The 15,516-nt window shown below is 71.5% G+C and carries 14 protein-coding genes and 2 pseudogenes; 7 read left to right on the top strand and 9 right to left on the bottom strand.

All coding sequences use genetic code 11. The features are described from left to right. Window positions 1-1,840 (bottom strand): HAMP domain-containing sensor histidine kinase (locus AB0C29_RS10075; RefSeq protein WP_360817918.1); only part of this gene is annotated, 1,840 nt, incomplete at its 3' end. A 189-nt stretch (window positions 1,841-2,029) separates the two neighbouring features. Between AB0C29_RS10075 and AB0C29_RS10070 the strand changes: the two genes are divergently transcribed. Continuing rightward, window positions 2,030-3,406 (top strand): serine hydrolase domain-containing protein, encoded by a 1,377-nt coding sequence (locus AB0C29_RS10070; RefSeq protein WP_360817915.1) that lies wholly within the window; start codon window positions 2,030-2,032, stop codon window positions 3,404-3,406. On the opposite strand, the pseudogene AB0C29_RS10065 reads toward AB0C29_RS10070, so the two are convergent. Then, window positions 3,389-3,787, bottom strand: a pseudogene (locus AB0C29_RS10065) (hypothetical protein); the annotation flags it as partial. The gene AB0C29_RS10070 and the pseudogene AB0C29_RS10065 sit on opposite strands and share 18 nt — an antisense overlap. Window positions 3,788-3,810: 23 nt before the next feature. Between AB0C29_RS10065 and purH the strand changes: the two are divergent. From purH to mdh, 3 genes and pseudogenes are all read left to right on the top strand, one after another. Then, window positions 3,811-4,200: pseudogene (gene purH, locus AB0C29_RS10060) on the top strand (bifunctional phosphoribosylaminoimidazolecarboxamide formyltransferase/IMP cyclohydrolase); the annotation flags it as partial. Beyond that, window positions 4,200-4,793, top strand: a complete 594-nt coding sequence (locus AB0C29_RS10055; RefSeq protein ID WP_360817912.1) for a pentapeptide repeat-containing protein — start codon at window positions 4,200-4,202, stop codon at window positions 4,791-4,793. The pseudogene purH and the gene AB0C29_RS10055, both read left to right, overlap by 1 nt. A 100-nt stretch (window positions 4,794-4,893) precedes the next feature. Continuing rightward, the gene (gene mdh / locus AB0C29_RS10050) at window positions 4,894-5,844 is read left to right on the top strand and encodes a malate dehydrogenase (RefSeq protein ID WP_360817909.1); all 951 of its coding nucleotides are present in this window, start codon (window positions 4,894-4,896) and stop codon (window positions 5,842-5,844) included. A 46-nt stretch (window positions 5,845-5,890) separates the two neighbouring features. Here mdh and AB0C29_RS10045 read toward each other — a convergent pair whose 3' ends face one another. Both AB0C29_RS10045 and AB0C29_RS10040 read right to left on the bottom strand, forming a co-directional pair. Continuing rightward, complete coding sequence (locus AB0C29_RS10045; RefSeq protein ID WP_360817906.1) at window positions 5,891-6,460, bottom strand: Uma2 family endonuclease; 570 nt, start codon at window positions 6,458-6,460, stop codon at window positions 5,891-5,893. A 68-nt stretch (window positions 6,461-6,528) separates the two neighbouring features. After that, entirely contained in the window at window positions 6,529-7,326 is a 798-nt protein-coding gene (locus AB0C29_RS10040; RefSeq protein ID WP_360817903.1) for an MBL fold metallo-hydrolase, read from the bottom strand. A gap of 128 nt (window positions 7,327-7,454) precedes the next feature. On the opposite strand from AB0C29_RS10040, the gene AB0C29_RS10035 reads away from it, so the two are divergent. Further along, entirely contained in the window at window positions 7,455-8,669 is a 1,215-nt protein-coding gene (locus tag AB0C29_RS10035) for an NADP-dependent isocitrate dehydrogenase (RefSeq protein WP_360817900.1), read from the top strand. An 812-nt stretch (window positions 8,670-9,481) separates the two neighbouring features. Here AB0C29_RS10035 and AB0C29_RS10030 read toward each other — a convergent pair. After that, window positions 9,482-10,120 (bottom strand): NAD(P)H-dependent oxidoreductase, encoded by a 639-nt coding sequence (locus tag AB0C29_RS10030; protein WP_360817897.1) that lies wholly within the window; start codon window positions 10,118-10,120, stop codon window positions 9,482-9,484. Window positions 10,121-10,244: 124 nt separating this feature from the next. Here AB0C29_RS10030 and AB0C29_RS10025 point away from each other — a divergent pair, with 124 nt between their 5' ends. Further along, a complete protein-coding gene (locus tag AB0C29_RS10025) occupies window positions 10,245-10,754 on the top strand; it encodes a MarR family transcriptional regulator (RefSeq protein ID WP_360817894.1) in 510 nt (169 codons plus the stop codon). A 39-nt stretch (window positions 10,755-10,793) separates the two neighbouring features. On the opposite strand, the gene galT is transcribed toward AB0C29_RS10025, so the two are convergent. The 4 genes from galT to AB0C29_RS10005 all read right to left on the bottom strand — a co-directional run bounded on the left by galT (window position 10,794) and on the right by AB0C29_RS10005 (window position 14,615). Continuing rightward, entirely contained in the window at window positions 10,794-11,885 is a 1,092-nt protein-coding gene (galT, locus tag AB0C29_RS10020; RefSeq protein ID WP_360555986.1) for a galactose-1-phosphate uridylyltransferase, read from the bottom strand. Continuing rightward, window positions 11,882-12,658: a DeoR/GlpR family DNA-binding transcription regulator gene (locus AB0C29_RS10015; RefSeq protein WP_360817891.1), complete on the bottom strand. Its 777-nt coding sequence runs from the start codon at window positions 12,656-12,658 to the stop codon at window positions 11,882-11,884. The genes galT and AB0C29_RS10015 overlap by 4 nt, the downstream gene beginning before the upstream one ends. Before the next feature lie 92 nt (window positions 12,659-12,750). Beyond that, window positions 12,751-13,665 carry a glycosyltransferase family A protein gene (locus AB0C29_RS10010; RefSeq protein WP_360817888.1) on the bottom strand — a complete coding sequence of 305 codons (915 nt, stop codon included), beginning with the start codon at window positions 13,663-13,665 and terminating at the stop codon, window positions 12,751-12,753. Further along, complete coding sequence (locus AB0C29_RS10005) at window positions 13,665-14,615, bottom strand: sulfotransferase (protein WP_360817885.1); 951 nt, start codon at window positions 14,613-14,615, stop codon at window positions 13,665-13,667. The genes AB0C29_RS10010 and AB0C29_RS10005 overlap by 1 nt, the downstream gene beginning before the upstream one ends. Window positions 14,616-14,677: 62 nt before the next feature. On the opposite strand from AB0C29_RS10005, the gene AB0C29_RS10000 reads away from it, so the two are divergent. Beyond that, complete coding sequence (locus tag AB0C29_RS10000) at window positions 14,678-15,460, top strand: WecB/TagA/CpsF family glycosyltransferase (RefSeq protein WP_360817882.1); 783 nt, start codon at window positions 14,678-14,680, stop codon at window positions 15,458-15,460. Window positions 15,461-15,516: the final 56 nt, after the last annotated feature.

Here is a 15,516-nt window from a genome sequence, read left to right as displayed (position 1 = left end):
GCGCCCCGGCGCCGCCGTCGTCGTCGAGCCAGCCGGTGACCTCGCGGACGGCCGCCTCGGCGGTGGAGAAGGCCGGCGTGGCCGCGGGCTCCGCGACCGGCTCGACCGCGGTCCACGGCAGGGTCACGGTGAAGGTGGTGCCCTCCCCCGGCGTGCTCTCGGCCTGCACGTCGCCGCCCTGCAGCCGGCTCAGCTCGCGGACCATCGCCAGGCCGATGCCGGTGCCCTCGTGGCTGCGCGAGCGCACACCCTGGACCCGGTGGAACCGGTCGAACAGCCGCGGCAGCTCCGCGGCGTCGATGCCGATCCCGGTGTCCGTGACCCGCAGCCGGATCCGCTCGTCGTCCGCCGCCAGCGTCACCCGGATCTCGCCGACGAAGGTGAACTTGAGGGCGTTGGAGATCAGGTTGGTGACGATTTTCTCCCAGTTGCCCGCGTCGACGGCGACCGGCCGGGGCAGCGGCGGGCAGTCCACGACCAGACGCAGCCCGGCGCGTTCCACGGCGGACCGGAAGACCCCCGCGAGCTCCGCCGTCCAGGTGGCCAGGTCGAGTGAGCGGGGCGCGTGCCCGGCCCGGCCGGCCTCCAGGCTGGAGAACGTCAGCAGATCGTTGACCAGGCCCAGCAGCCGGTTGGCGTTGCGCCAGGCGGTGTCCACCCGCTCACGCTGCCCGGCCGGCAGCGGCTCGTCCCGGTCGGCCAGGGCGTCGGCGAGCGGTCCGAGCATCAGCGTCAGCGGGGTGCGGAACTCGTGGCTGACGTTGGTGAAGAAGCCGGTCTTGACCCGGTCGAGCTCGGCCAGCGACTCCGCGCGCTCCCGTTCCTCCTGGTACGCCTGGGCGTTGCGGACCGCGACGGCGACCTGCTGGGCGAGCAGCTGCAGGAAGGAACGGTAGGTCTCGTCGAGGCCGCGGCTGGGGCTGATCCCGGTGAGGATGACCCCGACGGGCTGCTCACGGTCGGCCGACGGCAGCGGCTGCGCGACGGCGGCCCGGACCGGGTCACCCCAGGGACCACCGGTCACGGCGACCCGCTTCACCACGTCGTCGGTCCGGGCGGTGCGGCCCGCGGCGGCGGCCCGCAGGCCCCAGGGATCGTCGCCTTCCGGGTACGCGGAATCAGCCGCCGCCTCCGCCAGACTCAGTGACGCGGGCAGCGCCGCCTGCACCGGACTGTTGTCCGCGTCGGCACCGACGCACGCCGCCAGCCGTAGCGTCCCGCCGTCGCGCAGATAGATCGCGGCGAACGGCACATCCAGCGGCTGCTCGCCGATCACCGCCGACAGCCGGGCGCAGGTCTCGGCGACGTCCACGGGATCCGTGCCGGCCGGCAGCGACAGGTCCCGCAGCAGGCGCAGCCGCCGCTCCCCGACGATCTGGTCGGTGACCTCGCTGCAGACGGTGAGCACCCCCATGGTGGTGCCGTCGTCGTCGCGGGCCGGGGCGTGCGAGACGCTGAAGTACGCCTCCTCGCGGTAACCGGCCCGGTCCAGGACCAGCTGCAGGGCCGGCACCCAGCTGGCCACGCCGGTGGCCATCGCGTCGAGGATGAGCGGCTCGAGCACGTTCCAGCTGTCGGCCAGGGTGACCCGCACGTCGCCGCCGAGCGCGGCCGGGTGCTGGTCGCCGATCAGCGCGGAGTACGCGTCGTTGTAGAGCTGGGTGAACCGCGGGCCCCACAGCAGCAGCATGGGATAGCGCGAGGACAGCACGATGCGTACGGCGGCCCGCAGGCTCTGCGGCCACCCGCCGACCGGACCGAGATCCGTGGCGGCCCAGTCCAGCCCGGCCATCAGCCGTCCGGTGGTGCCCCCGTCGGCGAACAGGTCGTCCGGCGACATCAGTACCGATCACCGGTCATGCGCGAGCCTCACCTCCGGCCGGCGCGGCCGACCCCGTTGACGTTGACCAGTGTCCCTTACCCCGTCGGTCGACTTTCGCACACGCCCGGCGGGCCCGCGCCGCGGACGTGGGCCGCGACGCTCATATCACCCGCGCGGGCTGCCCACCCGCGGCGCTAGGTTCGGAGGATGAGAACCCTCGGGGAGGCGGCACTGCCGCGCAGCGGACCGGCGGCACAGGGCGTCGACGTGTCCGGGATCGACCGGTTCGTCACCGCGGTCGCCGCGCTGAGCGACGCGGAACTGCACAGCCTGATGGTGCTGCGGCACGGGCACGTGGTCGCGGAACACTGGTGGCCGCCGTACGAGCCGGGCACGCCGCGGCTGGCCTACTCGGTGAGCAAGAGCTTCACGTCGACGGCGCTCGGCTTCGCGGTCGACGAGGGCCGGGTGGACCTGGACGCGACCGTGCTGTCGTACTTCCCGGAGCTCGACGCGGAGGTGACCGACGAGCGGTCCCGCGCGATCCTGGTCCGGCACGTGGCGGCGATGGCCAGCGGGCACGACGGCGACGCCTTCGACCGGGCCCGGACGGCCGGCGACGGCGACATGCTGCGCGGCTTCCTGCTCACCCCGCCGGAGCACGAGCCGGGGACGGTGTTCGCGTACAACCAGCCGTGCACCCACGCGCTGTCGGCGATCATCCAGCGGATCAGCGGGGAGTCGCTGACGGCGTACCTGCGGCCCCGGCTGTTCGAGCCGCTGGGCATCACGCGGACGGGCTGGACGCGCGACCCGCAAGGACGCGAGATCGGCTTCTCGGGTCTGCACGTGCCGACCGAGGCCATCGCCAAGCTGGGCCAGCTGTACCTGCGCAACGGTGTCTGGGCGGACCGGCAGCTGCTGAGCCCGCAGTGGGTCGAGGAAGCGACCCGCGCGCACATCTCGACCGGCATCCCCGAGACGGACTGGGACCAGGGGTACGGCTTCCAGTTCTGGCGCAGCCGGCACGGCTACCGCGGCGACGGCGCGTACGGCCAGTTCATGCTCGTCCTACCGGAGGCGGACGCGGTCGTGGCGATCACGTCGCAGAGCCTGGACGCCCCGGGCGTGCTGGAAGCCGTGTGGACGCACATGCTGCCCGCGCTGACTGCGGACGCGCCGCCCGACCGGGTCTGGACGCCTGAGACCGTACCCCTGGCCGGTCCGGCGGCCGACGGGCCGCAGCCGGACCGCACGCCGCTGACCTTGCGACCGGGAACGGGCAATCAGCTTCCCGGCCTGCACACGGTCCGGGTGGTCACCGGACCCGACGAGCTCCGGCTGCTGGAAGGCAACTCCGAACTGGCCGCTGCCCTGGGCGCGCCGGGCGCCTGGACCACCACGGGCCCGCTGGCCACCGCATCCGCTTGGGCCGGCGGGCAGCTGCACGTCGATGTGATCTTCGTCGAGACGCCGCACCGCCTGCACCTGCGGCTCGACCCGGCGGCCGGGACGTTCGAGGCCCGGTGGGAGACCTCGCCGCTCGGCGACCCGCCGCTGTCCGACCTACGCGTGCCCCGGTAGGTGCCTATCGGTCAGCCAGCCGCCCAGCGCGGCGAAGTCTGCATCGGTGAGGCCGGTGCGCGGATCGGCCCGGTGCAGCAGCGCCGGGCCGGGATGGCCGGCCGCCACCCAGCGGCGGTCCCGGTCGGTGACCTCGTCGTCGACCCAGACGAACGGCCGCCCGGCCGCCCACCGCACCAGCCCGGCGGTCTTCCAGTGCCGGCCGCCCACCGGATCGTCCTCGGTGTCGGGCCAGGTGACGACGGGCAGGCCGGGCAGGCCGAGCCGCGGCGCGATCACGTCATTGGCGTGCTCACCCCACGTCGTGGCCCAGACCAGTTCGCCGGGCAACGCGAGCAGCTTCGGCCCGTCCGCCGGGTCCAGGCGGCCCAGCAGCGGGTGGTCGCCGGGCTCGGGATCCGCAAGCGGGCTGGACGCTGGCCACCGGCGAGGCCGCCACCGCCGAGGAACTCGCGGACCTGGCCTTCGCCTGGCGGGCGATCCGCTCGGTGAAGAGCAACGCGATCCTGCTGGCCCACGACGGCGCGACCGTCGGCGTGGGCATGGGCCAGGTCAACCGGGTCGACTCGGCGCACCTCGCGGTGAACCGGGCCGGCGCGGACCGGGCCAAGGGCAGCGTGGCCGCGTCCGACGCGTTCTTCCCGTTCCCGGACGGCCTCGAGGTGCTGATCGCCGCGGGCGTCAAGGCGGTCGTGCAGCCGGGCGGCTCCATCCGCGACAACCTGGTCATCGAGGCGGCCGAGAAGGCCGGCATGACCGTCTACCTGACCGGTACGCGGCACTTCTACCACTGATGGACGTCGTCCGGAACGAGACGTTCGCGGGCCAGGACTGGGCCCTCGCCGAGGTGGAACGCGCACACTACGAGGACTGCGCGTTCCACGACGTCGACTGGTCCGAGGCGAAGCTGACCGGGTGCACGTTCACGCACTGCGAGTTCGGCAACGTGCGCTTCAACGCCGCCGAGCTGAACGCGTGCGCGATCACCCAGTCGGTGCTGCGGCGCTGCTCGTTCTTCGACGCCACCGCGACCGGTTGCAAGCTCACCGGCTCGCAGTTCCTCGATTGTGGACTGCGGCCGCTGACCATCGACGGTGGCGACTGGGGTTTCGTCTCGCTGCGCGGGCAGAACCTCACCGCCGCCAAGCTCGGCGGGCTGCGGCTGCGGGAGGCCGACCTCACCGGCGCCGACCTGACCCGGGCCGACCTGCGCGGCGCCGACCTGTCGCACGCCCGGCTCAAGGACGCCGTCCTGAAGGGCACCGACCTGCGCGGCGCCGACCTCGACGGGGTCGCGCTGCACGGCCTCCGGCTGGACGGCACCAAGATCGACATGGCCCAGGCGGTGCAGTTCGCGACCGCGTACGGCGCCAAGGTCAGCGCCTGAACAGTGGTTTACCTCGCCCCGGGCGGCCCTGCCCGGTAATGCGCCGTTAACCGACTGATACGGTCCGGAAAAAGCGTCCCGCCGACTGGGAGTGAGAGACATGGGCAAGAAGGTCACCGTCGTAGGCGCCGGTTTCTACGGGTCCACGACCGCACAGCGTCTGGCCGAGTACGACATCTTCGAGACCGTGGTGCTCACCGACATCGTCGAGGGCAAGCCCGAGGGCCTCGCGCTCGACCTGAACCAGTCCCGCCCGATCGAGGGCTTCGAGACCAAGGTCGTCGGCGCCACCACCGGCCCCAACGGCGAGGGCTACGAGGCCATCGAGGGCTCCGACGTCGTCGTGATCACCGCCGGCCTGCCCCGCAAGCCGGGCATGAGCCGGATGGACCTGCTCGGCGTCAACGCCAAGATCGTCCGCCAGGTGGCCGAGAACGTCGCCAAGTACGCCCCCAACGCCGTCGTCATCGTGGTGTCGAACCCGCTGGACGAGATGACCGCGCTGGCCCAGATCGCCACCCAGTTCCCGAAGAACCGGGTGCTCGGCCAGGCCGGCATGCTCGACTCGGCCCGCTTCACCAACAACGTGGCCGAGGAGCTGAAGGTCCCGGTGAGCAGCGTCAAGACGCTGACCCTGGGCTCGCACGGCGACACCATGGTGCCGGTGCCGTCGAAGTCCACGGTCAACGGCAAGCCGGTCGCCGAGCTGCTCCCGGCCGACAAGGTCGAGGAACTGGTCACCCGCACCCGCAACGGCGGCGCCGAGGTCGTGGCGCTGCTCAAGACCGGCTCGGCGTACTACGCCCCGTCGGCGGCCGCGGCCCGGATGGCCCGCGCTGTCGCCGAGGACTCCGGCGCGGTCATGCCGGTCTGCGCCTGGGTCGACGGCGAGTACGGCATCTCCGGCGTCTACCTCGGCGTCGAGGCCGAGATCGGCGCGGAGGGTGTGAAGCGGGTCGTCGAGACCGACCTCACCGAGAGCGAGCTGGCCGGCCTCAAGGAGGCCGCCGAGGCCGTCCGCGCCAAGCAGGCGGACGTCGCTTCGCTCTGATGATCGTCGGGAAGGCCGGGGCCGTGTGCCCCGGCCTTTCCCATGTTCAGAAGTTGCGGGGGCGCAACGCGGCGATCGGGACCTCGAGCGGCCACGGGATCGCGACGCTGATCACGTCGGTGAAGGACCCCGACGGTTCGTACGTTCCCGCCTCGCGGTTGAGCCGGTGCGTCTGCACGGTGATGCCGCCGTCGGTCTCGATCAGCCAGAAGTTCGGGATGCCGGCCTTCGCGTACAGGGCCGGCTTGAGCACCCGGTCCACGCTCTGTGAGCCCGGCGACACGATCTCCACCGCCAGCACGACCTCGTCCGCCATGAAGCTGCCGGCGCGCCGGCGGGCCGCCTCGAACGTGGTGACCAGCACATCCGGGATGAACATCCGGTGCGAGCTGAGCTCCACGTCGTTGGCCTGACTCACGAAGAGGTCGTCCGGGCATGTCTGCTCGAGTGCGACACCCAGACGCATGGCGATGACCTGGTGAACGCTGGTCGGTGAGGGGGACACGTGCAGCGCTCCATCGATGAGCTCACGGCGTACGCCGTCATCGGGCAGGGCCTGGAGGTCGTCGACGGTCCAGCCGTCCGCGGGCGGAAGCCCGCTGAGCGCGGCGGTCATGGGAACCCCCTCAACGGAATCGCGACTTCAGTCGCATCATACGTGAGCTGGGGGAAGGGCCAGACCCGTCATTTTCCGGTACGGCAGTACGGCTGACCCAGGTGCGACACCGCCAGCCACGAGCCACGGGTGGCGGCCGCGGTGAGCGCCTCCTCCCGGCTCTTGCGGGCGAGCTGCGCGTCCATGTCGTGCCCGTACGCCAGGGCCGGATCCACCAGCTGCACCGCGTGCACCAGCAGGTCCCCGGTCACCAGCACCGACTCGCCGCCGCCTTCGACCAGCACCGACTGGTGGCCCGGGGTGTGCCCGGGCGTGGAGATGAGCCGTACGCCCGCGCTGAGCTCGGTGTCGCCCTCGACCACCTGCAACCGCCCCTGGTCCCTCAGCGGCCGCAGCAGCGCGTCCTGCTGGCGGGCGGCGGCGAAGGCGTCGACCTCCGCGCGCTGCACGATCACCCGGGCGTCGGTGAACGGCGAGTCCGCCGGGACGGCCCAGCCGATGTGATCGGTGTGCAGGTGGGTCAGCACGACCGCCTCGACGTCCGCGGCCTCGATCCCGGCCGCGGCCAGCTCGTCCGGCAGGTGCCCGGGTACGGGAGCCCAGTCGGCGGCGAGCGAGTGGGCCGGCCCGATCCCTGCGTCGACGAGGGTGACCGGGCCGCTGTCGCCGTACCGGATCGCGAAGCTCCGGAAGCGCAACCACCAGCGGCCGTCCGCGGTCCGCGCACCCGGATCGCGCTCGTCGGCCGCGGCCCACTGCTCGGCCGTGGCGTCCGGCAGCGCGTCCTCGCGCCGGTCGAAATGCGGTCCCTCGGCGTCCGGCAGTGCGATGACGGTGAGCGGGCCGAGCTTCCGGATGGCAGACATCCCGCCATTCTGGCGGCGCGGGCCGGCTCGTGCGAGAGGGTTAGGGCGAGGCCGGGAGGCGATCTTCCACCGACCTGCAGTACGCTCGTACTGCTAGAAGCACGTGTCCCGGAGAGGAGCGCCGGTCGATGGCGAAGATCAAGGTCAACAACCCGGTCGTGGAGCTCGACGGCGACGAGATGACCCGGATCATCTGGAAGCAGATCCGCGAGCAGCTGGTGCTGCCGTACCTCGACGTCAACCTCGAGTACTACGACCTGTCGATCCAGTACCGCGACGAGACCGACGACCAGGTGACCATCGACGCGGCCAACGCGATCAAGCGGCACGGCGTCGGCGTCAAGTGCGCGACGATCACCCCGGACGAGGCCCGCGTCGAGGAGTTCGGCCTCAAGAAGATGTGGCGGTCGCCCAACGGCACGATCCGCAACATCCTCGGCGGTGTCGTCTTCCGCGAGCCGATCATCATGTCGAACGTACCCAGGCTGGTGCCGGGCTGGACCAAGCCGATCATCATCGGCCGGCACGCCCACGGCGACCAGTACAAGGCCACCGACTTCGTGACCCCGGGCCCGGGCAAGCTGACCGTGACGTTCACGCCCGAGGACGGCTCCGCGCCGATGGAGTTCCACGTCGCGGACTACCCCGGCGGCGGCGTCGCGATGGCGATGTACAACTACGACGACTCGATCCGCGACTTCGCCCGCGCCTCGTTCCGGTACGGCCTGGCCCGCAACTACCCGGTCTACCTGTCGACGAAGAACACGATCCTCAAGGCGTACGACGGCCGGTTCAAGGACCTGTTCGCCGAGATCTTCGAGACCGAGTTCGCCGACCAGTTCAAGGCGGCCGGCCTCACCTACGAGCACCGCCTCATCGACGACATGGTGGCCGCCGCCATGAAGTGGGAGGGCGGCTACGTCTGGGCCTGCAAGAACTACGACGGTGACGTGCAGTCCGACACCGTGGCGCAGGGCTTCGGCTCGCTCGGCCTGATGACCTCCGTGCTGATGACCCCGGACGGCAAGACCGTCGAGGCGGAAGCCGCGCACGGCACGGTCACCCGGCACTACCGGCAGTGGCAGAAGGGCGAGAAGACCTCGACCAACCCGATCGCCTCGATCTTCGCCTGGACCGGCGGCCTCAAGCACCGCGGTCTGCTCGACAGCACCCCGGCGGTCACCGAGTTCGCCGAGACGCTGGAGAAGGTCTGCGTGGAGACGGTCGAGGGCGGTCAGATGACCAAGGACCTCGCGCTGCTCATCTCGCGGGACGCCCCCTGGCTGACCACGGACGAATTCATGAACGCCCTGGACGAGAACCTGGCTCGCAAGCTCGCCTGATCCCGTACGCCGTAAGCACGAAGGCCGCCGCGCAGTTGCCGGCGGCCTTTTTGCGCGGTATGAAGCTCGTAAAACGGATGTTTAGGGCGGGTTTTGAAGGGTACGCGGCGTAACTCCAGGGAGGGCCGGTCGTTTTCCTGGATAGAACGGATGACGGTCGCGTCGCGCTTCTGGTCGCCCGCCGGTCCGGCCGCCTTGTCCCGGGCGCCGACCGGTTCTGGAAGCAGCGCGCGATCAGTGGGCGATCTGCGCCTGCCGTCCCTTCCCTGCGGGGGGCCTCGTCCCGGGCCCCCCGCCCCCTAATTGTTCCAAGGCTCGGCCGGCACTTCGCCCTAGGCGCGAGGGTCGTGCGGGCCCGCTGGCCCGCGGCCGGAGCGGCCAAGAGGGCTGACCGTTGCCGAGAGGCGCAGGCTCGCGGAAGCAACGGCCGCTCCCGCGGCGGGCTGACCGCGAAGGTCCATACCCTGGCCGAACGGCCACGGCCGGTGTCTGGCCTCAAGGACCGCGCCGGGCCGCGGCCGGCCGCGTGAGCGTCCGACCAGCCTCGCGACTGGATCACCGATCGCCTCCGCAGGAGCCGTGACGGCGGCCGGCCCCGGTGTTGGACCGGGCCGCCTGCAAGCGGCGCAACCAGGTCGAACGCGGCTTCAACCGGCGCAAGCACTGGCGGGGCTCGTCACCCGCTACGGCAAGCTGGGCGCCCGCTTCCAAGCCACCATCGACCCGAGGGCGCCAAACAGGCCACGGCAAAGGGCGCCTAGCCTGTTTTGGCGCCCTCGACGCCGACGGGCGAAGTGCGACTTGGGTTGCGGTTACTTCACGCCGAAGGCGCGGCCTGCCTCGACTGCTGCGCTCAGGGCCTGCTGGTGGAGTTGGGTTGCCAGGTCTCGGAGGGAGTCGAGGGCCGGGTTGACGCCGGCCAGGGTCAGTTCGCGTTCCACGACTGTGAGGTTTGCGCCCCACTGCTCCGTGAGCATGCGGTGGAGGTACGGGGTCGAGTAGTCCCAGCCGTGCTTGGGGGTGCCCGGGCCGTAGGCGCCGCCGCGGACGGTGGCCAGGACGACCGGCTTGCCCGGGATCAGGCCCTCGGGGGCGCGTACGCGGGGGTCCGTCATGATCAGGTCGAACCAGGTCTTGAAGTGCTGGGACACGCCCCAGTTGTAGAGCGGCACGGCCAGCAGCACCGCGTCCGCGTTGACCAGTTCGTCGGTGAGGGTGGTGGCCAGTTTCACCGCGTTCGCCTGCTCGGCGGTGTGCTGCTCGGGCGGGACGAAGCCGGCGCCCACCGCGTGCCCCCAGGCGTCGGCCGGCAGCACGTCGACGCCGATGTGCCGGCGCTCGACCTGGTCGCCCGGGTGTGCGGCCAGCCACTCCTGCTCGACGAGGTCGGCGATCTCGCGGCTCGCCGAGCCCTCGACCCGGATGCTGGCGTCCAGCCGGAACAACGTCATGGTTCGTCCCCTTTGTTGAGTATGACTTCACGCTTGAAGTCAACGATGGCTTGCTTCAAGCGTGAAGTCAACCGTGAAGTGACGTACGTCAAGTTGGCTGATCAAGGCCGGTAGGCTGCATCCCGTGGAAGGCCGGAACGAACCCCAGTGGCTGTCGCCCGACGAGAGCGACGCCTGGCTCGCCCTGTCCTGGCTCATGTTCCGGCTGCCGAGCGCGTTCGACGCCCAGCTCCAGCGGGACAACGGCATCTCGTTCTTCGAGTACCTGGTGCTCGCGGGCCTGTCCATGTCGCCCGGCCGGCGGCTGCGGATGAGCGTGCTGGCCCAGTTCGTGAACGGCTCGCTGTCCCGGCTGTCCAACGTGGTCAAGCGCCTGGAGCAGCGGGGCTGGGTCTTCCGCGAGCCCAGCCCCGAGAACGGCCGATTCGTCGAGGCGGTGCTCACCGACCCCGGCTGGGACATGGTCGTGGAGGCCGCGCCCGGCCACGTCGCGGCGGTCCGGCGCTACGTCTTCGACGCGTTGCGCCCCGAGCAGGTGGCCCAGCTGCGCGACATCGGCCGCCAGGTGGCCCGGCAGGTCGCCCCCGACCACAACTGGCCGCCGAGCGCCCCGCGCAACATCGTGGCCGACTGAGAGCTAGAGCGCCCCGCGCAACATCGTGGCCGACTGAGGCTAGAGAGCCTCGCGGAGACGCTGGGCGGCGGCTTCCGGGACGATGTCGTTGACGAACGCGCCCATCGCCGACTCCGAGCCGGCCAGGTACTTCAGCTTGTCCGCCGCCCGGCGGATGCTGAACAGCTGGAGGTGCAGGTAACCCAGCTCGCGGCCCTCGCCGACCACCGCCTGGTGCCAGGCCGAGATGTAGGGCATCGGCTTGCCGAACAGCGCGTCGAAGCGGCGCAGCACGTCCAGGTACAGCGGCGCGAAGGCGTCACGTTCGGCGTCGCTCAGGGCCGGGATGTCCGCGACCTGGCGGTGCGGGGCCAGCTGCACCTCGTACGGCCAGCGGGCCGCCGCCGGGACGTACGCCGTCCAGTGCTCGTTGGACGCCACCACGCGGACCTGGGCCTTCTGCTCCGCGGCCAGCACGTCGGCGTACAGGTTGCGGCCGCCGGTGTGCTCGGCGTGCTTGCGCGCCGCCCGCAGCATGGCCTCGGTGCGCGGCGGCACCGTCGGGTACGCGTAGATCTGCCCGTGCGGGTGGCTCAGCGTCACGCCGATCTCGATGCCGCGGTTCTCGAACGGAAACACCTGGGCGATGCCCGGCAGTGCCGACATCTCGGTCGTCCGGTCGGCCAGCGCGTCGAGCACCGTGCGGACCCGGGCCGGCGGCAGCGTGCCGAAGGAGCTGTTGTGGTCGCTGGTGAAGCAGACCACCTCGGTGCGCCCGATGCCCGGCCGGACCGGGACCATGTCGGTCAGCGCGGTGATCTCGTCCGGCTTGACCCGGTCGCTGAACGACGGGAACTGGTTTTCGAACACCACCACGTCGTAGTCCGGCGCGGGGATCTCGCTGGCGAACTCCGGCGTCGACGGGCACAGCGGGCACTTGTCGCTGGGCGGCAGGAAGGTGCGGGTCTGCCGGTGCGCCGCGACCGCCACCCACTCGTCGACCAGCGGGTCGTACCGCAGCTGGGAGGTCGGTGGCGGGGGCGGCAGGTGCCGGGTGTCCGGCCACTTGGCGCGGTCGGCGTCCGGGGTCTCGTCGAAGTAGATGAGCTCGCGGCCGTCGGAGAGCCGGATCGCAGTCCTCTGGGAGATCATTGGGCGCTTACCACCATCAGCTCGTTCACCTGTTCCACCAGGACCGCACGTGCGGCCTCGTCCAGTTGGTCATCCGTGATCACCACGTCGGCGCGGTCCAGCGACACGATCGAGGAGATGCCCACGGTGCCCCACTTGGTGTGGTCGGCCAGCACCACGAGCCGCTCGGCCGCCTCCACCAGCGCCCGGTTGACGTCGGCCTCCATGAGGTTCGGCGTCGTGTAACCGGCCCGCTCGCTCATCCCGTGCACGCCCAGGAACAGCATGTCCAGGTGCAGGGTGCCGATCGCGGCGACCGCCACCGGCCCGACCAGGGCGTCCGAGGGCGTACGGGTGCCGCCGGTCAGGACCACGGTCTGGTCCGGGCGCCCGGCGCGGTAGAAGACGTCGGCGACCGGGATGGAGTTGGTCACCACGGTGAGCGCCGGCACGTCGACGAGCCGCTGGGCCAGACCCGCGGTCGTGGTGCCGGCGGACAGTGCGATGGCGTCACCGGGGGAGACCAGCGCGGCGGCGCGCATGGCCATCGCGGCCTTCTCGGCGCGCTGGCGCACCGACTTGGCCGCGAAGCCGGGCTCGTGGGCCGAACCGGGGCTCACCGTGGTCGCGCCGCCGTGTACCTTCGCCAGCAGGCCGCGGTCGGCCAGGGTCTCCAGGTCGCGGCGGATCGTCATGTCGGAGACGCCGTACTCGTTGGCCAGCTCGCTGACGCGGACGCCGCCGGCGGCCCGGACCCGGTCCAGGATCGCCGCCTGACGCTGCTGCGCGAGCATCAGCACTCACCGTCGCTACGACGGGATAACCGCACGAATTCGAACACGTGCGAACACTACCCGCTGAGCGGGTGTGCGCAAAAGGTGGTGTGTCAGATACCTCGGCCCCGCTTGTGCAGCGCCGACAGCACGTTCTCCACCTTCACCGCGCCGGTCATGGCCGCGAGGGCGATCGCCGTCCGCGGCTCCTTCCAGTTGGCGCGGACCGCCTCCTTGCTGAACTGCCACGCCTGACTCCGGTTGCCGGTCGCGGCCGACCAGCACGCGAGCTGACCGTAGACGCGGGCCGCGCCCGGGCCGCAGCCGCTGATCTCCGGGTGGCGTTGCATCATCCAGCGCAGCGACGAGATCTTGGTGGCGTACTCGTAGGCGTAGTGCGAGGTGCGGCCCCACAGGACCCGGACCAGCGGCTCGTCCAGGTGCACGATCGGCGCGCGGCGGGCCGCCCGCAGCAGCATGTCCCAGTCCTCGTTCTGGCTGCCCGGCGCATCCTCGGCGACCAGTCCGATCGCTGACTCGGCCAGCGCGTCCCGGCGGATCAGGAACGACGACGAGTGCAGCATCGCCATCCGGGAACGGGCCAGCTCGTCGACCGTCACCCGGCTGCGCCCGGCCAGCCGCGGGGTGGTCCGGCCCTCGTACTCGACCTCGATCGCGCAGGTCGCCATCTCCGAGTCGGGCTCGGCCACCAGGGCGGCCACCTGACGGCGCAGCTTGTCCGGCGCCCACTGGTCGTCGTCGTCGCAGAAGGCCACGTACTCGCTGTCCAGCGCCAGGATGCCGGTGTTGCGGGCGCCGGCCAGCCCGGAGGTGCGCCAGTTCGTCAGCACCAGCACCTGGACGCCGTCGGTGGAGGCGAGCAGGTAGTCGGGCTCGGTCTGGTCGTAGACCACCACGATCTTCAGCTCGCCCGGGTAACGCTGGGCGCGTACCCCGGCGATCGCCTTGCGGAGCAGTTCGGGACGGTTGCGGGTGGGGATCACGACACCGACGGACGGCCAGTTCATCACGCCTCCTGGGGCACTTCTGCGGGGTTGAGCGGGTAGCCGTACGCGCGCAGCATCGGGGCGCACACCGCGCCGACCAGCCGGCGCTGGCCGCTGGGCAGTGCGCGTACCCAGGCGTCGTCGCGGCGCAGCGGCAGCCGGCCGACGCTGAAGCGCATCGGGTTGCCGGCCGCGCTGTGACCGACCCGCAGGTCGGCGTAACCGTCGCCGAGGAAACCGAGGCCGGCGTCGGAGACCGGGACACCGGCGTACTCGGCGAGTTCGCGCAGCGCGGCTCGCGGGTCGGTGAGGAACTGCTCGTAGCGGATCCGGCGGACCGGCACGCCGCGGCGCGAGAGCAGCCCGAAGGCCGCGTTGTGCGCGTTCCACAGCAGAGCCGAACGGCCGGGGGAGTAGCGCGTCATCTCCTCGCTGCCGTCCGTCTCCGGCCGGGCGACGGTCTTGGTCCACGAGTACGCGACCCCGCGCGCGTCCCGCACCACGTGCACGACCCGCAGATCGACGTCGTCGGCCCAGCGCAGCACGTGCGCCAGGGCGCTGTGCTTGGAGGAGTCGACGACCACCTGGGCGCCGGAGACCGCCGCGGCCGCCGAGTAGACCCGGGCGTAGAAGCTCGCGTACTCGCGGACGTCGGCGCGCTGGGCCGGCGGCAACTGGGCGCCGGCCAGGCGGGGGATGTGCCGGGTGCGCTCGACGACGTCGCGCAGCGCGTGCACCCGCTCAACGTCCACATTGCCCCAGTGGCCGAAGGCGCGTTCGCCGACGCGCTTCCAGAACGTGCACGCCGAGAAGCGGGCGCCGCAGCCGCAGCGCTCGTCGTTGCGGATGTCGCGCTGCCAGAGATGGACGATCTCGCCGAGCGAGCACACGGAGGGCAGCTCGCCGAGGAGGCGCTCGACGAGCGTTGTTCCGCTTCGTCCTAATCCACCCAAATAAAGAACCCGTGCCACTTTGGCCCACCTTCGCTCGTTTCGCTCCTATAACGAGCGAACAAGGGTGAAGGAGGCGTCGCATGACAATCGAGGCATTCGACCGGGTGCATCTGGACGGCACGGGATTCGACCGGATCACCGAGGAGGAGGTGGTGGCCGTCGTCCGCGAGGCCATCGATGCGGGCCGGGGCGGCCGGATCCTGACCCCGAACGTCGACATCCTGCGCCAGGCCCAGGTGGACAGCGAGGTCCGTGGTTACCTCGACGACGCCGACCTGGTGGTCGCCGACGGCATGCCCCTGGTCTGGGCCAGCAAGCTCAGCGGCACCCCGCTGCCGGAACGCGTGGCGGGCAGCAGCCTGATCTGGTCGCTGTCGCGCGGCCTGGCCCACGACCGCCGATCGATCTTCGTCGTCGGCGGCACGCCGGCGGCCGACGGGACCAAGGACGGTGCCACCCGGGCCGCCGACCGCTTGGCGCGGGAGTGCCCGGGGCTGCGGATCGCCGGGACGCTGTGCCCGCCGTACGGCTTCGAGCGCGACGAGGAGTCCTTCGCCGACCTGTGCCGCAAGGTGGCCGGGGCGGAACCCGACCTGGTCTTCGTCGGACTGGGCTTCCCGAAGCAGGAGGGCGTGATCACCCGGTTGCGGGCCGAGCTGCCGCGGGCCTGGTTCATCGGCTGCGGCGCGGCGGTCAACTTCGTGGCCGGCGACGTCGAGCGGGCGCCCCGCTGGATGCAGAAGACCGGTCTGGAGTGGGCCCACCGGCTGGGGACCGACCCGGGGCGGCTGGCCGGGCGCTACCTCAAGCTCGAGGCCCCGTACGCGAAGCGGCTGCTGGCCGGCGCGGCCGCACGCCGATGACCCAGCCGGCTCAGTAACTCGACGTACGCCACGATCGCCGGCCGCGAGTTCAACAT

It is taken from the genome of Actinoplanes sp. NPDC048791 (assembly GCF_040650095.1).
GTDB lineage: Bacteria > Actinomycetota > Actinomycetes > Mycobacteriales > Micromonosporaceae > Actinoplanes.
Note: the sequence above shows the minus strand (reverse complement) of the source record. Positions and strands in the feature narration are given on the sequence as shown.

What these genes read in the sequence shown, in the direction of transcription:
- AB0C29_RS10000 (WP_360817882.1), top strand. Translation starts at nt 14,678, where the DNA reads ATGACAATCGAGGCATTCGACCGGGTGCATCTGGACGGCACGGGATTC.
- mdh (WP_360817909.1), top strand. Translation starts at nt 4,894, where the DNA reads ATGGGCAAGAAGGTCACCGTCGTAGGCGCCGGTTTCTACGGGTCCACG.
- AB0C29_RS10035 (WP_360817900.1), top strand. Translation starts at nt 7,455, where the DNA reads ATGGCGAAGATCAAGGTCAACAACCCGGTCGTGGAGCTCGACGGCGAC.
- AB0C29_RS10070 (WP_360817915.1), top strand. Translation starts at nt 2,030, where the DNA reads ATGAGAACCCTCGGGGAGGCGGCACTGCCGCGCAGCGGACCGGCGGCA.
- galT (WP_360555986.1), bottom strand. Translation starts at nt 11,885, where the DNA reads ATGATCTCCCAGAGGACTGCGATCCGGCTCTCCGACGGCCGCGAGCTC.
- AB0C29_RS10045 (WP_360817906.1), bottom strand. Translation starts at nt 6,460, where the DNA reads ATGACCGCCGCGCTCAGCGGGCTTCCGCCCGCGGACGGCTGGACCGTC.
- AB0C29_RS10030 (WP_360817897.1), bottom strand. Translation starts at nt 10,120, where the DNA reads ATGACGTTGTTCCGGCTGGACGCCAGCATCCGGGTCGAGGGCTCGGCG.
- AB0C29_RS10010 (WP_360817888.1), bottom strand. Translation starts at nt 13,665, where the DNA reads ATGAACTGGCCGTCCGTCGGTGTCGTGATCCCCACCCGCAACCGTCCC.
- AB0C29_RS10055 (WP_360817912.1), top strand. Translation starts at nt 4,200, where the DNA reads ATGGACGTCGTCCGGAACGAGACGTTCGCGGGCCAGGACTGGGCCCTC.
- AB0C29_RS10040 (WP_360817903.1), bottom strand. Translation starts at nt 7,326, where the DNA reads ATGTCTGCCATCCGGAAGCTCGGCCCGCTCACCGTCATCGCACTGCCG.
- AB0C29_RS10015 (WP_360817891.1), bottom strand. Translation starts at nt 12,658, where the DNA reads ATGCTCGCGCAGCAGCGTCAGGCGGCGATCCTGGACCGGGTCCGGGCC.